15 protein-coding genes are annotated in these 16170 nt (G+C 37.5%); 9 read left to right on the top strand and 6 right to left on the bottom strand.

Going from position 1 to position 16170, the window contains the following annotated elements; all coding sequences use genetic code 11:
- The first annotated feature begins 34 nt into the window (after positions 1-34).
- From E0E36_RS23220 to E0E36_RS23245, 6 genes are all read left to right on the top strand, one after another.
- Positions 35-211, top strand: coding sequence for a histone H1 (locus E0E36_RS23220; protein WP_130857944.1), 177 nt, complete (start codon positions 35-37; stop codon positions 209-211).
- Between the two features lie 137 nt (positions 212-348).
- On the top strand, positions 349-801 hold the full coding sequence (locus E0E36_RS23225) for a hypothetical protein (RefSeq protein ID WP_130857945.1): 453 nt from the start codon (positions 349-351) through the stop codon (positions 799-801).
- A gap of 532 nt (positions 802-1333) precedes the next feature.
- A complete protein-coding gene (locus E0E36_RS23230) occupies positions 1334-1921 on the top strand; it encodes a hypothetical protein (RefSeq protein ID WP_130857946.1) in 588 nt (195 codons plus the stop codon).
- Between the two features lie 59 nt (positions 1922-1980).
- The gene (locus tag E0E36_RS23235; protein WP_130857947.1) at positions 1981-2478 is read left to right on the top strand and encodes a J domain-containing protein; all 498 of its coding nucleotides are present in this window, start codon (positions 1981-1983) and stop codon (positions 2476-2478) included.
- The gene (locus E0E36_RS23240; protein WP_130857948.1) at positions 2475-3254 is read left to right on the top strand and encodes a DUF3560 domain-containing protein; all 780 of its coding nucleotides are present in this window, start codon (positions 2475-2477) and stop codon (positions 3252-3254) included. Before E0E36_RS23235 ends, E0E36_RS23240 begins: the two co-directional genes overlap by 4 nt.
- Before the next feature lie 53 nt (positions 3255-3307).
- Positions 3308-3682, top strand: coding sequence for a hypothetical protein (locus E0E36_RS23245; protein WP_130857949.1), 375 nt, complete (start codon positions 3308-3310; stop codon positions 3680-3682).
- A 448-nt stretch (positions 3683-4130) separates the two neighbouring features.
- Here the strand turns inward: E0E36_RS23245 and E0E36_RS23255 are convergent, their stop codons facing one another.
- The 6 genes from E0E36_RS23255 to E0E36_RS23280 form a co-directional block, all read right to left on the bottom strand.
- Positions 4131-5186 carry a cyclic nucleotide-binding domain-containing protein gene (locus E0E36_RS23255; RefSeq protein ID WP_130857950.1) on the bottom strand — a complete coding sequence of 352 codons (1056 nt, stop codon included), beginning with the start codon at positions 5184-5186 and terminating at the stop codon, positions 4131-4133.
- Positions 5187-5730: 544 nt separating this feature from the next.
- Positions 5731-6618: an ATP synthase F1 subunit gamma gene (atpG, locus tag E0E36_RS23260; protein WP_130857951.1), complete on the bottom strand. Its 888-nt coding sequence runs from the start codon at positions 6616-6618 to the stop codon at positions 5731-5733.
- A 175-nt stretch (positions 6619-6793) separates the two neighbouring features.
- Positions 6794-9343: an alpha-glucan family phosphorylase gene (gene glgP / locus E0E36_RS23265; protein ID WP_130857952.1), complete on the bottom strand. Its 2550-nt coding sequence runs from the start codon at positions 9341-9343 to the stop codon at positions 6794-6796.
- A gap of 12 nt (positions 9344-9355) precedes the next feature.
- Positions 9356-11077 carry an alpha-amylase family protein gene (locus E0E36_RS23270; RefSeq protein ID WP_242627376.1) on the bottom strand — a complete coding sequence of 574 codons (1722 nt, stop codon included), beginning with the start codon at positions 11075-11077 and terminating at the stop codon, positions 9356-9358.
- Between the two features lie 123 nt (positions 11078-11200).
- Positions 11201-11944 carry an SDR family oxidoreductase gene (locus E0E36_RS23275; RefSeq protein WP_130857953.1) on the bottom strand — a complete coding sequence of 248 codons (744 nt, stop codon included), beginning with the start codon at positions 11942-11944 and terminating at the stop codon, positions 11201-11203.
- A gap of 79 nt (positions 11945-12023) precedes the next feature.
- Positions 12024-13316 carry a glucose-1-phosphate adenylyltransferase gene (locus E0E36_RS23280; protein WP_130857954.1) on the bottom strand — a complete coding sequence of 431 codons (1293 nt, stop codon included), beginning with the start codon at positions 13314-13316 and terminating at the stop codon, positions 12024-12026.
- A 949-nt stretch (positions 13317-14265) separates the two neighbouring features.
- Between E0E36_RS23280 and E0E36_RS23285 the strand changes: the two genes are divergently transcribed.
- From E0E36_RS23285 to E0E36_RS23295, 3 genes are read left to right on the top strand one after another with little or no spacing between them, the layout of a single operon-like run.
- Complete coding sequence (locus E0E36_RS23285; RefSeq protein WP_165447057.1) at positions 14266-14670, top strand: hypothetical protein; 405 nt, start codon at positions 14266-14268, stop codon at positions 14668-14670.
- A 34-nt stretch (positions 14671-14704) separates the two neighbouring features.
- Entirely contained in the window at positions 14705-15433 is a 729-nt protein-coding gene (locus tag E0E36_RS23290) for a hypothetical protein (protein WP_130857956.1), read from the top strand.
- Positions 15434-15448: 15 nt separating this feature from the next.
- Entirely contained in the window at positions 15449-16105 is a 657-nt protein-coding gene (locus E0E36_RS23295) for a porin family protein (RefSeq protein ID WP_130857957.1), read from the top strand.
- The last annotated feature ends 65 nt before the right edge of the window (positions 16106-16170 follow it).

Genomic DNA, 16170 nt, shown 5'->3' on the forward strand with positions numbered 1-16170 from the left:
AATATCACTTATTGTTCAAATAAAATAAATAACTATGGAAAAATTCACAGAATTAAAGAACATCATTGCTTCGGCAGAAGCAGATGCCGACAAGTTTTATAACAAAAGCAACGGCGCTGCCGGAACACGCTTACGCAAAGCTTTGCAGGAACTTAAAAGTCTTGCACAGGAAATCCGAAATGAAGTTACCACCATCAAAAACGGTAAATAAGCTTCCTTCAGTTGTTATTAAAGTCCGGCACATAAATGCCGGACTTTTTTGTTGCGGAAAGTTTTGTTTTTTTAAGAAACCGTTGATCTGTTTTTTATAGATGCTTATATTTGAGTGTCTTACCAATAAAATCAGATATGAAAGCACCAAAGAACTTCCAATTCATTTCCTTATTGGTCATTACTTCGATTACCTTTTCGTGTTCATCTTCCGGTAGGGGATCAGAAGTTAAAGACCGCATTGCCGGAAAATACGCTTCTGAAAGCGAATCCACCTTTGATTACTACAGGGATACGGTAGAAATCAAGCCAACGGACGACGGAAAATTCGACGTGCAGACCATAGCCCATTGGAGCAACGCGAAGAAAGACGACCCGAACCGTCCTGCCAATAAGGTTGCAGGGGTTTGGAACAAGGGAAAAACAGGCTCTGTTTTAGTTGCTGATTTTCAGGCCAGCGATACCACACTACGCATTGTCGGCCAGTTAAGGGGCGGTGTGAATATTCTTTCTTTTGATGTCGATAAAGGAGTTATGCAATGGCCTTCTGATGACGGTGAAACAGTTACCTACACTAAAATAAGCGAATAATCCTACGCTTACTCCTTTTTTATATAAAATCTTTTTGGACGGGTAGCAGCTCTTTGGAACTAAAGAACTGCTACCCTTTTTTACAACAGGCGGCCCTGTTCCTCACCATTCGGTTGCCTGTCCGATATGTGTTATCTCCCTTTATTTCCTTTTAGTCCCTTCAACGCTTGGAGTTTTGCGTACCCCCCGTCGATTCGTTAGCAAATAAATTAAACAATCCCCAACCGAGCAAGGCATACCCTTCGGGTTTGCTCGAAAAAAATCTTCCTTTTCCCCACCTCGCAGCCCACGTAGGAAAAGAGTATTTTTTTCGGCAAAGCCTTGCACGGATGGGGATTCTATTAAGGTGCGGCTGCTTAACAATTGCCGGAGGGCCCCTGCGCCCGATGGACTTAAAATGTTAGGTAGTATGAAAATTAAAGGAAGAAGCCCCCCCATTGAGCTAGCAGCAAACCGGAGCAGTTTTGCCTTCGCCCTGCCCCAAAAGGAAATTACACAAACGAAATTATTGAAATCATAAAAAACAGAAATCATGAAAACTACAGTAATCGGAAACAATAAAGAAAACGGAAAAGTAAGCACTACAGCAGTAACTAAAGAAAACAAGAGCGAACAGCCTAAAGCAAATGGACTGCCATTAAGCAAGGGATTTGACGACAAACCTAAAGGCGAAGCAACAAAGGAATCGGTAAGCACTGTACCTGCACAGGCTGAACAACCGAAAGAGGAAGTAGCACCAAAAACAGAAACCATTACGTCCGAACCGACCAAGAAGGAGTTAAAAGCTTCCATTGCTGCAAAGATTGCGGAGCAAAAGGCAATTTTAGAACGTCATATTGAATTGGGCGATAAGCTGAACCGCAAAATCAGGCACAGGGATAACCTGACTGCCATTATTACCACCCTTAAAGAATTTGAGGTGTCGCTAAAGGACAACGAGGAAGAAACAGAAAATAATCATTTTCAAGGTTGTTTGCTGACCATTCAGGATGATAAAGGCAAAACCTTTACCACCAAGAACCCTACATTAATCAAAGAGGTAGCTGAGGACGTTAAAACCTTTTGCACTGATAAGCTTAGGGATGTGGATTTGGACATTATTAATCTTATTCCTGCTTAATCTCCGTTTTGCGTCCCTGTTATTGCGGGGACGCTTATTTATCCACTAAAATACACGTTATGAAATGGTTTAACCACTGCCAAACTTTAGAGGAAATAAAAGCCCTGTACAAGAAGCTTGCTAAACAATTCCATCCCGATTTAGGGGGAGATACAGTGACCATGCAGGAGATCAACAAAGAATATGCTTTTGCATCTGCCAAAACCATTAAAGGGGCTGATCTTTCCGATGAAGAAACAGAGAATGAAATGCAGGTTTCCAAGGAATACAGACAGGCCATTGAAAAGATCATCTATTTGGACGGAATCATTATCGAACTGGTTGGGTATTGGATTTGGGTAACAGGGATAACCTATCCCGTAAGGAAAACGCTGAAAGAAGCGGGTTACTTTTTCGCACCGAAAAAACAGGCTTGGTATTTCAGAACGGAAGAGTATAAAGTTTCCAAAGGTGGAAAGAAGTCATTGGACGAAATACGTGCAAAATACGGGAGTGAAACTGTCAACAGGGATAAGGATAACAGGAATGATAAAAAATTATTTGCAATCAGGTTATGAAACATGATTTTGAACAGCGCAGACAAAGGCGCATAGAAAATGCCCAAAAACAGGCGATAAAAAACGAAAAGGAAGCCGAAAGTTTATATAATCAGGCTTCGGAAATATCCAAAGCAATACCGTTCGGACAACCTATTTTAATCGGTCATCACAGTGAAAAGAGTGATCGGAATTACCGTCAAAAAATCCACAATAAATTTGGTAAATCCTTTGAAAAAATGGATAAGGCCAGATATTATGAAGAAAAGGCGCAGATTATCGAAAACAACACCGCTATTTATTCCGATGACCCCGAAGCAATAAACAAACTTCAAGAGAAATTAAAAAGCTTGGAACATAGCCAGGCTTTTATGAAAGCTGCCAATAAGTTTATTAAACAGAAGAGCAAAGAAGGTTTCTTGGCCTTGCCCCATGCAACGGAAGAGATTTGGCAAAAGATAAACACGCCTGATGTGATGGGGAAAATCGGCTTTGCTTCTTATTCACTCCGTAATAACAATGCAAATATAAAGCGGATAAAAGACCGCATACGTCAATTGCAAAAGCAACGGGAAGGGAAGCCTTTTAATGAAGTTATTAACGGCGTTCGCATTTTTGAAAACAGGGAAGCTAATCGCTTGCAACTGTTTTTTGAAACTACGCCAAGTTTTGAAGTTCGCAAGAAACTTAAAAAATGCGGTTTCCGTTGGTCGTCCAGTGAAGGAGCTTGGCAAAGATATATAAGCGCAAGCGCTATTTATTTTGCAAAAACATTCGCTAAGGATTTAGATAATTGATTTTTAAGTCGGCATACAGCTTTCAAGCTGTATGCCTTAATTTGCTTTAGATTATGAAACCATTAGTTGAATTTACGAACGAGGACAAAGCAAAAATGCTACATGCACTTTTCCCCGAAGAAATACCGCTTTCACTGGATGAAATATTGGCTTTTTGTGAGGATTTTAAACGGCATAAAGAAGAATATGCTAAAGATTGGGCTACAAATAGTTTTTTTCCGTTTGATTATTGGTTTAGCCTTTTGGAACAAACAGCAACGCTAATAAAAGAATACCATATCGATATGATCAGAAGCCGCATTGTTTTTTCAAGTCAGTTGTGCTATACCCCTACTGCGCTATTCCTAAATGACCGTATTGTTAAACATGCTCAAAATAAGTCTACGAACGAGAAATTTAAAAAGGCGGTAGAGTTGCTTTATCATTAACAATAACATACCAGCTGCCAGTCAGTGCATGGTGTGAATTGATCGGGGACAAAACCATTGCAGACACTATCATGGGACAGTATCGTACACGATGCCCACCGGATAGAACTAAACGGGGAATCCATGAGAAAGAAGCGTGCCATAATAACCGAAAATAAAAACAGAATCGATACTTTTTAATTAGTACTTTTGATTACAAAACTGCTACAGCTCCCAGCTAGCTTCGCCACCAAATTAGGTGGTCAGTTTGCCACGCAATCGCGTGGTCAACTTCTCCGAAATCTAAAAACTATCATAATTTCAAACGTATTATTTGATATCGAGTAAATGGACATGTAGTGAAGATTTCAATAATGCTTTTTCTTATTAAGAGCGACAATTAAGAATAATGAAAAAAATAACGTAAAGGGTAGTGATATCAATTTTTGCTAAAGGTCTGGAGATGGCGCTAGTTACGCATACACTCCAATCTGCGGATATCTGAAATCAGAATTTTTTTGTCCTGAATAGTGATCAGTTTTTCATGTTTAAAATCACTTAGGGTACGTATCAATGACTCTTTCGCTATTCCGATAATACACGCCAAGTTTGCTCTTGAAATCTCTACGTAAGGAGTTTTTTCCGTGTTGTGATATTCGTGTTTTAGATTTAATAAAGCTTCTGCAACTTTCTTTCGTAGTGAATTATAGGCAATAGCCACTAACTGTTGTTTCTGAAGATCTGCTTCTTTAGCTAAAATTCGAATGAACATTTTCATTACAGGTAAATTATTGCAGACCAATTTTTCAAATTCACTTTTTGCTATAATAGCAATCATTGTGTCCTCAAGCGCTTCAGCAGATTCATTATAAGCATTGTCTTGGATCATAGCTCCATGACCTAGAAAATCTCCATTTCCGAATATTCCTAAAATGAGTTCTTTACCATCCCCATTTCGTTTAAAGGTTTTAACCTTCCCCTTTATAATAAAAAAAACATATATAGGCCGATTTCCTTCAGAGTAAATAGACTCTCCTTTAGTATACTTATTAGTGTTACTATACTTTATTAGGTTGATGATACAATCTTTGTCAGTTAAATCGTTAGTAATGGGTGGATCTCCGTTAAGAAACTGATCATATCTTTGCCTAATATCATTCTCTCCGATTTTAGTTTCTATAAAATTTAGACGTTCAACCGGTTCAATGGATTTCGATAAACAATCATTTGTTCCTGGAAACATGTCTTTCTGGATGTCATACCACTCAATATAACTTTTTAAAAAAAACAATTGGACATTTTTCAACCGCTCATCTTCTTGCAGTATATGTAAAGGATCTTTACCATCTAACCTAGTTATCACACTGTTAAATACGATTATATCTGGCGGATCTTGTAAGGCTAAATCAACACCATCTTTTACACTTTCGGTATAATACACGCCAGATTCCGATAAATTTTGTGCTTTAATTATGTTTCTCAAATTTTTCGATTTATTATCTCCGATAACCAATATTTTTTTCATTCATAACGATTAAATACCATATAACAATTGCTGTCATTCTATGCATTTTAATGATTTTGGCGGGAGAACCACGCTCAAGGTCCCGGTGTGCATATAAACTTTCGTTAAAGAAATTTATGAAATGTTTGCTTGATCTTGATGCAATAAGTTTGCGATGCGGGCAAATTCTATACTGGAGCGGACATTTTTGCCTTTATACTTCCACAACTACTTACTTTGTAACTTATTTATTTATGGTTAAATCATCGTAATGATTTATTTTCCTGGCCCAGCTTCAAGAAAAGAGCCAGGTCTACAGCAGACTAGATCCAAATTTATTTGTTGCATCAAAGTTTTTCTTGTTTGTGGGATCTCCACAAGAATTTCGAAGATAGTTATCCACAAAATAGTATTGGTGTTTTTATACTTTAATTTAGAAAATAGAAACGCCTCTTTTTTTGTGGAAAGAGAAATTTTTGAACTTTTTATCAATTAACGAGCAAACAATGACACACTATTTTGTGGTCTTAATTTATTATTGATAAAAAATTCAAACAAACCGAATCTAACGTCTTGTCAGTGCTTCGGCTCCAGAAACAATTTCCAGAATTTCATTAGTGATAGAATTCTGACGCGCCTGATTATATTTAATTCGAAGCTCCTTAATCAATACGTCTGCATTTTCACTTGCATTATCCATAGCTGTCATACGCGCCCCGTGTTCGGAAGCATTTGACTCCAGAAATGCCTTATAAATCTGAAGGGTAATAGCTTTTGGGATTAAATTTTCTACTATTTCTGTTTCGGATGGTTCGATAATGTATTCTGAATCATTGGGTTTTATATCTTTTTCAATTTCTGGCAAATACAAAAAAGGTAAAAGCCGCTCCACAGTCAAGATTTGTACAGATGGATTCAGAAATTGGTTATACACCATATCTACTCGATTAAAATTACCGATTTTATATTCAGTAAGTATATTGTTGGTCATGTCTAATACCTTATCATAACACAAGTCATCAAATAAATTGACATAGTTATCAATAATACGGTAATGGTTCGTATTGTAGTAATTGTACCCCTTCCTGCCGATAGTTAAAACCCTTACCTCACCATTTTCAAATTGCTCTGCATACTTGTTCCGGATTAGGTTATTAGTTGCCTTTATAATAGCAGAATTGAAACCTCCAACAAGACCTTTGGTAGTAGTCACGGTTACCACTAATACCTTTGTAGGAATTCGTTCCGCTGAGAAAGTGGATGAGTTGTCATGAAGAGAGGTTGCAACTCTAGACATAATTTCTTTAAATTTATCAGCATACGGACGTAATCGCACTATACTACTATTCGCCTTCAACAATTTGGAGGTGGATACCATTTTCATAGCGGTAGTAATTTGCTTTATGGAGCTGACTGATTGAATTCGATGTCTTACTTCTTTTAGGTTAGTCATTTCTTATGCATTTATTAACCCTTAATTTTATAAACAGGTGTCACTTATGTATAGAGAATTTTTTTGGCATCAAAGGTTATTCTAATCGTAGTATTTACAATTACGGATTGAATTCCTATAACTATTGAAGTCTAATATTTGCAAATCAATTAATGGCTAGTTCAATTGCTTATTCCTAATTGCTCCATTTGATAAAATGTGTTTCAAGGATATTAGTATCTAGTTGCTCAAAATTAGGGATAATTCTTGCCGTGTAATCCGTAGTAGGCCGGTTATTATTAACCTCTATATAAAAAATGGCATATTTAGATTCGTTATCAATATCTTCTAACCCCATCGGTAACTTTTCCGAGTGTAAATTACCCTTCTGGTCAGCATATAGTTCAACAGAGATCAAACACGGATCAATTTCGCCTAATCGGACGGATGCACGAAATGTGTGACGTTCTCCACTCGATTCTATTGTCACGCCATCAAAAGCAATCTCATTCCATTCTTCCATTAAGCTCTTTTTTTGTAAAATATCTACTTGTATATCCTCTTTATTTTTGGACGTTCTAGAAAGATACCGTTGTGAAAGGGGCACATAATATTTTTCCGTATATTCTTTTACCGTACGGGTGGCGGAGAACTGCAAAGTAAGATCACTCATGCTTCTTCTGATTTTTTTTATCCATTCTGTAGGTATACCGTTTTCGTCCCTTACGTAGAACATAGGTAATATTTCTTTTTCCAAAAGGTCATAGAGTTGATTTGCTTCCAAATAGTCGGATTGGCCATTATCATAATATTCCTTGCCATCGCCTATTGACCATCCATAAGCGGGATCGAAAGCTTCAGCCCACCAACCATCTAAGACCGAAATATTTAGCCCGCCGTTAGCCAAAATTTTCATTCCACTAGTTCCACATGCCTCCCAGGGCCGACGTGGCGTATTCAACCAAACATCAACACCTTTGATCATTTGCTGCGCTAATGCAATGTCATAATCGCTCAAGAATATAACCTTTGTCTCCAATTTATTTAGCCTAATAAATTCAACCCAGTGTCTTATCATATCGTTGCCACCCCCATCAAACGGTGGGGCCTTGCCCGCCAATACGATTTGAACAGGTGCTTTATGATTTCTTATAATATTTAGTAATCGCTGTTCATCATATAATAGTAGGCTATTGCGTTTGTAAGGAACAAATCGTCTAGCAAATCCGATTGTAAAGACATCTGGATCAAAAAAAGATTCCCCTAGTGTGCTTCGCTGGGTGAATGTATCTTTCAAGTACATTTCCTTAGCTGCATTTTCTCTTATATATTTCACTAAATCAGCACGCTGTAAATTTCTAAATTCCCAAAAAGTTGTGTCTGAAACATTTGATATTTTTGAGATATCTTCCTCTGAACTATGCCAATGGTTTGAATTTGAGGTGTTTTTTTTCCAAAAGTCATCTGCTGCCCTTGATGCCCATGTTGGAACATGTATGCCATTTGTGACAAAACCAATGGGAACTTCATCTAACGGCAGCCTATTAAATAAAGGAGAAAAAAGGTGTTTACTAACTTGCATATGTAGTTGGCTCACCCCATTAATAGCGCCACAGCCCCGGATTGCTAAATAGGCCATTCCGAAGTTTTCATTTGGATCGTTTGGATGAACTTTTCCTAAATTTTCGATGGTCTGAACGTCTGTACATAATTCATCAGTTATGTAACTGCCTAGGTATAAATTCAGTAAATCCGTAGTGTAGTAGTCAAACCCTGCTGCTATCGCTGTATGTGTTGTAAATAAATTGCCAACCCGGGTTGAATAAAGAGCTTCTTCAAAGGAACAACCTTTTTCGCTCATAAATACACGAGCCCTTTCCAAAATCAAAAATGCCGCGTGTCCTTCATTCAAATGACAGACCTGCGGATAAATGTCAAGTTCTCTCAATACTTTATAGCCCCCTATTCCTAACACAATTTCTTGTTGTATGCGCAACTCCATGCCGCCGCCGTATATTTCACTCGTAATGCCTCGGAGAACAGGAGGGTTTGCCGCATCGTTAGTGTCTAGTAAAAATAACCTAAGATCTCCAATCTGAACTTGCCAAACTTTTATCCAAAGTTCATCTTTTGAAAAATTCAATTTAATTCTTAACCATTCTCCGTTCTTTTTTCGAACCGGGACTATAGGTAATTGACTGGAATCATTGGAGGGTTTGAAGACTAATTGGCGGCCATCAACTCCTAATTCTTGACGGAAATATCCTTGTTGATAGAGCAATCCAACTGCTACTACCGGTACCCCTAAATCATTTGCTGCTTTCAATTGATCTCCCGCTACGTTCCCGAGTCCACCAACATAAATCGGAAGTGATTCTGTGAGCATGTATTCCATACTGAAATAGGCAACGCAATCTAAAGAAGACTTTTTGTAGACGGTATCAAACCAAGACGTGGAAAGGCTTTTGTTAATAGCTTCATCTGCGACCTTTTGAACATGTCCTAGAAATTCGCGATCTTTTATTTTTGCTTTTAACGGATCGATTGAAAATGATTGTAACATCAACCATGGATTATGGGTCTTATTCCAGAGTTCGTGATTCAAACTTTGCCAAATTTCGTCTGCATGATGATTCCAAGACCATTTAAGATCTAGTGCCAATTTTGCGAGCTGTTTTATTGCAGGCCTTCGAGACGCTGACAAAGCCAATGGAACATCAATTGGAGGTAACTTGATTTTAGTCATGATATTTTTATTTTAGAATTTTAAAATAAGTGCATCTGTCGAAACAAAGTTTAAATATATTCCATCACCCATTTTTGATGTATATATAAGCTTGTCTGAAAGTAAATCCTTAAGTAATAGTTCATTTTCTTTTCTGAGACCAAAAAGTTCTAAGATCTCATCTGGGAAAAAAACACGTACGTTTTTTTCTCCATGCTCAAAGTTGGCTATAATAAGTACTCGTTCTTCTGCCGTGTATCTCAAAAAAGCATACGTCTTTCCATTAAAGCCTTCAGACCAGCTATTACCATTTAAAAGTTCGAAAAATTGTCCTTCCTTAACTGCAGGATTTTGGCAAGCTTTTACGAATAAATTTTTATAGAATAATCTTAATGATTTTTCACTGTTTGAAAGCCGTCCCCCGTCAAATTTTCCATAATTCATCCAACGTTGATGATGCGGCACATTGGTGTAATCGTAAATACTTGTACGACCGTCATCTCCACTGAATCCTACTGCTCCAATTGCCGTTTCTCCTACTTCTTGTCCGAAATACATCATGATTGGTCCTGATGAGAGTGTTGATAATAACACCATTGCCGCCTTAGCAAACCAAGGGTTACCCGCAAAAAAAGTAGAAGCAATTCGTTGTTCATCATGATTCTCCAAGAAACGTAACATGTGATTCGATATGCCTGGTGTATGGTATTTCCATATTGACGTGATCTTCCTCACATCTCCCATATCTGGTGACTCAATTAGATTTCTTAGTTCATTATACAGTCCGACCTTGTCATATAAGAAGTTAAAACCTCCTACTTTAATGTAATCACTATACAACGCTGGATTGTAAATCTCTCCAATAAAAATTAAATTTGGAAATTGATATTTCAGTTGACGTATAGACCATGACCAAAAGGCTAATGGTACCATCTCAACCATATCACAACGGAATCCGTCTACACCCTTCTTTGCCCAATAGACCAATATATTAATCATTTTTTTCCATAATGGCGGGATCGGGTCAAAGTATGGTGTTTTATTATTAAGATAGTCTACGCCATAGTTAAGTTTGACAGTGTCATACCAGTCATTAAGCCCCGGAGTAGCGGAAAAAACGTCATTGCCAGATGCTTTGGCAGGCGATTCCCCCGCATAAGCAGATTTATAGCAAGATGAAATAGGTGAACGATATACTGTATCCAAAATATAGTAAAAATCATTCTCTGGGCTAAAGGATTTTGATTTATCATCCTGTTCGCCAAGATCTGAACACTGGGCCGGTTTAGATTTTGAAGAATAATTTCTTGCAACGTGATTGGGCACAAAGTCTATTATAACATTTAATCCCTGATTATGGGTTCTTTTAATTAACTCTTCAAATTCGACCATCCTATTTGTAACATCCGTAGCTAGGTCGGGTGATACATTATAATAATCCCTGATCGCATATGGTGATCCGGCCCGCCCTTTGACGTTACTTTGATCATCTGATGATAAATCAAAAGAGCTATAATCCGACGATGTGGCATGGTCCAAAACGCCTGTGTACCATACATGTGAGATGCCAAGTTCTTTTATTTTTATTAATGCTAACTCCGTGATATCAGCAAATTTGCCGCACCCATTTTCGAGTAATGAGCCATTATACAGACAATTCTCTATTTTATTTCCAAACAAGCGTACCAGTAATTGATAAATTATCAGTTTATTGTCCGCGAGCATTTCATTAGTGGTATTTTCGATATCTAGCATACTAGAGTCTGCCTACTGGAACGAAAAGATAGTATTAAAATGGCTCCGAATTTGGTCGTTTGATGAAGCATGTAGTATGCACTATGTAATGATATCAAAGTTAGTATTCGCATGTTAGATAAATTAGAATCCTGCAAGACTTCCACCGTCAACAACGAATTCGCTGGCAGTACAGAAAGCTCCCTCGTCAGATGCAAGTAAAAGAACCACATTCGTTAAGTCATTAGGTTGACCAATTTTTCCTAAAGGAATTGTTTTTGCCAATCGGTCGACAATTTCTTTGTTATCATCCTGTGCGATCATAGGGGTAGACACAACACCAGGATGAACTGAATTGACACGTATACCAAATGGCGCAAATTCTATGGCTGCACATTGTGTAAGTCCTCGAATGCCATATTTACTGCTACTGTAAGCCGCGTTACCTGTTGATCCGGCCATACCTGCAATAGATGAAATATTTACTATGGAAGCGTTAGCCGACTTTTTCAAAAGCATTAAGCTATGTTTCATACCTAAGAATACAGAAGTCTGATTTATATTAACAATTTTCATGTATTCGTCCAGAGATGTTTTTTCGATCGTATTAGCTATGGCAATTCCAGCATTGTTGATTAGGATATCCAATTTTTCTTCGTTTTTCTCAATGATGTTTATAACTTTTGTCCATTCTGTTTCTTTCGATACATCTTGTGAAATGAAAATTGCATTAACGCCTATTTCCGCAGCTAATTCTTCACCGTCCTCTGAAAGGACGTCTGTAAAATATACTTTACATCCTTCTTCGACGAAACGTCTTACATGTTGGGAGCCCATACCACGGGCACCGCCTGTGATCAAAGCAATTTTTTTTTCTAATCTTTTCATTTACTTTAAGGTGTTTTTATTTTAAATATTAATCATTGCAATACCTGTATATTGTTCTATATAAAATATTCAGTGGCTTCTACATTTCCATTGGTTGACTATGCAAGCCTATCTTAACGCCATTTTTTATTATACCGTCTCTTTTCACAATCACGATTCCATCTCGAATGCTATAAGATTCAAAATCTGCATCGGATAGATGATTTCCGCCTTGAATAAACACATCGTTACCTATACGGCAATTTTTATCTAGGATAGCATTTTCTATGTAACATCGCTCTCCTACGCCCAACGGTGGCGGTTGTTGTGTATCCGTTATTTTAGTAACATCTTTCTGTCTCTCATAACTATCTATGCCCATTAAATAGGCACGTTTAATAACAGTTCCCTTACCTATTTTTGATCTTAAACCTATTATTGAGCGTTCCATCTTCTCAGCATTGATGATGCATCCTTCAGCCAAAATGATATTGCTCAATATGGTTCCTGATATTTTACTTGGTGGAAATAAATGAGCACGGGTGAATATTTTTTCCTTTGAAAGATCAAAGCTTGGAACGTCATCGGTCAGACCGATGTTGGCTTCAAAAAAAGAGCGGATAGTCCCAATATCTGTCCAATAACCAGTGCATTCGAAGCTCAATACCCTTAGTTTATTGATTGCATAAGGAATGATTTCTTGACCAAAATCCATACCTTGGTTTTCTTTCAATAGGGATATCAATGAGCTTTTCGAAAATACATATATCCCCATCGAAGCTAAAAATGTTCTCCCTTGCTGGTGCATTTCCCGGGAAACCTCTGAAACCCAACTACCCAAATCTTCCTTTTGAGGTTTTTCGATGAAAGAGGTTATTCGATGGTTCTCGTTAGTCTTCAATATTCCAAAGCCTGAGGCTTCCCTTCCGGTAACAGGAATTGTGGCAATTGTTATGTCTGCCCTTTTGTTAATATGAAAATCTATCAACGGAGTATAATCCATTTGGTACAATTGATCGCCGGACAGAATAAGTACATAGTCATAGTCAATTCCCTGTAAATATTTATCTATCCGTCGGACAGCATCTGCTGTCCCTTCAAACCATCGGTCACCTTCTAAAGTCTGTTCGGCAGCTAAAATATCAACGAAGCCGTTACTGAAAAAGCTAAAGTTATATGTGTTTTTTATATGCTGATTAAGCGACGCAGAGTTGAATTGTGTTAAGACAAATATCCTGTTATATCCAGAATTCAAACAATTGGATATCGCGATATCTACCAAACGGTATTTACCTCCAATGGGAACAGCGGGCTTGGATCGTTTTTCGGTTAAAGGATATAGCCTTTTTCCACGGCCACCGCCAAGTACAATCGAAATAACTTTATGCGTCATGGTTTAAGCTAAGATTCTATATATATTCAATATATTGTGCGGTAATTTTTTTTGCTCTTTTTTATAGGTGAACCAATAACAATGTACAATTAATGTTGGCTCTCATTATCCCGAGAGCAAATGAAGAGAGCTAGATTAAACTTATATGATGATTGATAAAACTTTTCAATCAAACAATAATTTCCAAAGCTTTTCTCTTACTTTACTCATCATGATTGGTATCGCTCACTGCCTATTTCACAAAGATAAGGCTTGATCCGGAGAGGTACGATGATCTGCGTCAACGAGATTCATGATTTTCGTCATGTATTATATCACCCTCTAACAAGATACCGAAACCAAGTGTAGATTTTGTAGTTTAATTGAACTTTGACCATGCATACAAGATAATGCCGGTTAAGAATTTCTTATACTGATCATGTCGAAACCAATGGTGAAATCGTTTTTAACCAATACAGCACAAGATGAAAGGACCTAGAAGGCCCAAAGGTTTTTTTAATGCGATTGCCCATTTTTAATTTCCCCAAAAAATAAGATTTCCCTTAAACATAAGGAACGGAAATACTTGCGCTGAACTGATGATGCCAAAATTCACGTAAGAAAATGAATAACCTATTAATATTCGTATCGGCGAATAATAGTCATTATGAATAGCTGCATACAGCAGAATTATATTCTTAAATTTTTACCACTAGTTCTTATAAATGCAGGATTTGGATTCCCATTATGAAATATTCCGGTTTCAAATAGAGTTAAAAGTATCCAATATTTGGAAGGGCTGCTTCAACTTAAATTTTGCCCGTTTCGTGTGAAAATTTGTATGACATTCGTTTTATCCGGGAGATATTTGAGCAATGAACAAATAATCAGTATTATGAAAAATAATAAATTTAGGTTTATCGGGAAATTTCTTCTTGGATCTATACTCCTCTTAGGATCATTTAAGAATATGCAAGGTCAGGTTCTGGTCAGGCATAGTCATTCAGTTATCGTTCCTAGGCCGATAGTTTATGCCCCGCGCCCATATTGGTATTATGGGCCTTACTACTACGGACTTAATAGACCAACTGTAGTTTATACATCCAGTTTTTATCAGGAGTCCCCACATTACACTTACAAAGATGGCGTCTATTACAAAGACGATAAAGTGAAGGCGGATACTGCCTGTTCCCGAACAAATAACCATGATGTGAATGCAGAGACATTCGTTACGGAGCTTCCTTCAGAAGCTGTCCGCGTCGAAATAGAGGGTAAAGTCTATTATCGAAGTAATGACTTATGGTATAAAGAAGATTATGTCGATAATAAGATGGTCTTCAAATTAGTGGGAAAAGAAGTTGCAACACCACAATAAACCTATTTAGATTATAATCAAAATTCAACAATATATGAAGATTAAAATTTTGCTTATTGGGTCGTTGTTTATGTCATCTTTGATGTTAAATGCTTGCGATGATGAAGTCAACACGGTTGTCATAGACCCAGATGACGCCTACTTAGATGCACAGAACGCCATTGCAGTTTCACTGGCGTATCATACCTATGGGATGGTGGCAAACATGACTTTAGCCGGTAATTTAATGGTCGATCGTTTAACATGTGATAAAATATATAGCCATTCGGACACCGTTCAAGGAGATAGTCGTTTTCACTACGGAGATTACACCTATTATTATTCTGAAAAGTATCAGGTGCCTTGTAGCAATACTGGGCTGGTTGAATACTTTTTGGAAGCTAATGAGGAATTTGCGGGTCAAAGACTATATGAGCACGATATTGCGCTAAAATTCAGTATATCTGGAACAAATAGTGAGGCTGATGACCAGGTATACAACGGTGATTATAGGAGGAGCGGATCTCTCTATGCTGTAAATAGCTACAAAAGTTACCATTTTACTTTTGAATGTGACCTTCATGACGTACATCTTTCAAAGGATACGGACAAGATTTATAAAGGGACCACGGATTTTACTTTAACGAAAAATTACGAGGGTTCAAAGTTGATGTATACCTACCATGGTAAGGTAGAATTTATGAATGAACAAGAGGCAAAAGTGATCTTTGACGACGGAGGCATTTTTACCATAAACCTCAACAATTTATCCATTAATGAATAATAAACTATAATCACCATGAAAAAAATAACATTGCTCATCCTTTTGATGGTCGCTTCTGTTGCAGTGAAGTGCCAAGTAAGAGAAAAAAACGGCTATTCAATCCCGGTTTATAGTATACACGAACCTCATCTTGGTTTTACTTTTGGTATACAAGGGACAAGTTTATATAATACTCAATCGGTAGATGCTGATTTCCGGCTTGGGTACCATTTAGGGATCAGTTACAGCCTTCCGCTTAGCAAAAAGGTCTCGTTCGAACCTCAATTGCTGTATTCAAAAAAGGGTGCTGAGATAGATGAGCTTATTGACCGCTATACCTATAGGTCTGTCAACTACAAACTGCATTATCTAGAATTGCCATTGAAGTTGAACATTCACACTAAAAGTATTGTTGATTTTGTGGCTGGGGGATATTTTAGTTTTCTGATGGATGCAAATTATAATGTGGGGACGAATTATTATTACGGTGTAGGAGAGCTGGATTACGATAAATTCAACAAAATGGACTTGGGATTGACAGGAGGGATAGCTTTCAACCTTCCGTTTAGTAAATTATCCATTAACTACTCGCACGGATTTGGGAAAGTGATAGATAATGCAGGCTATTATAGTTATCTAAATGGTGCACGCAACCAGGCTATAGCACTGTCCCTTACCTATTATTTAAGATAATTTCCATCGGGGTCCATTCTCAACGAAGTACAAGCGTTCATGAGAATAACCTTTAAATGCGGCTA

Source organism: Olivibacter jilunii, from assembly GCF_900607235.1.
Classification (GTDB): domain Bacteria; phylum Bacteroidota; class Bacteroidia; order Sphingobacteriales; family Sphingobacteriaceae; genus Olivibacter; species Olivibacter oleidegradans.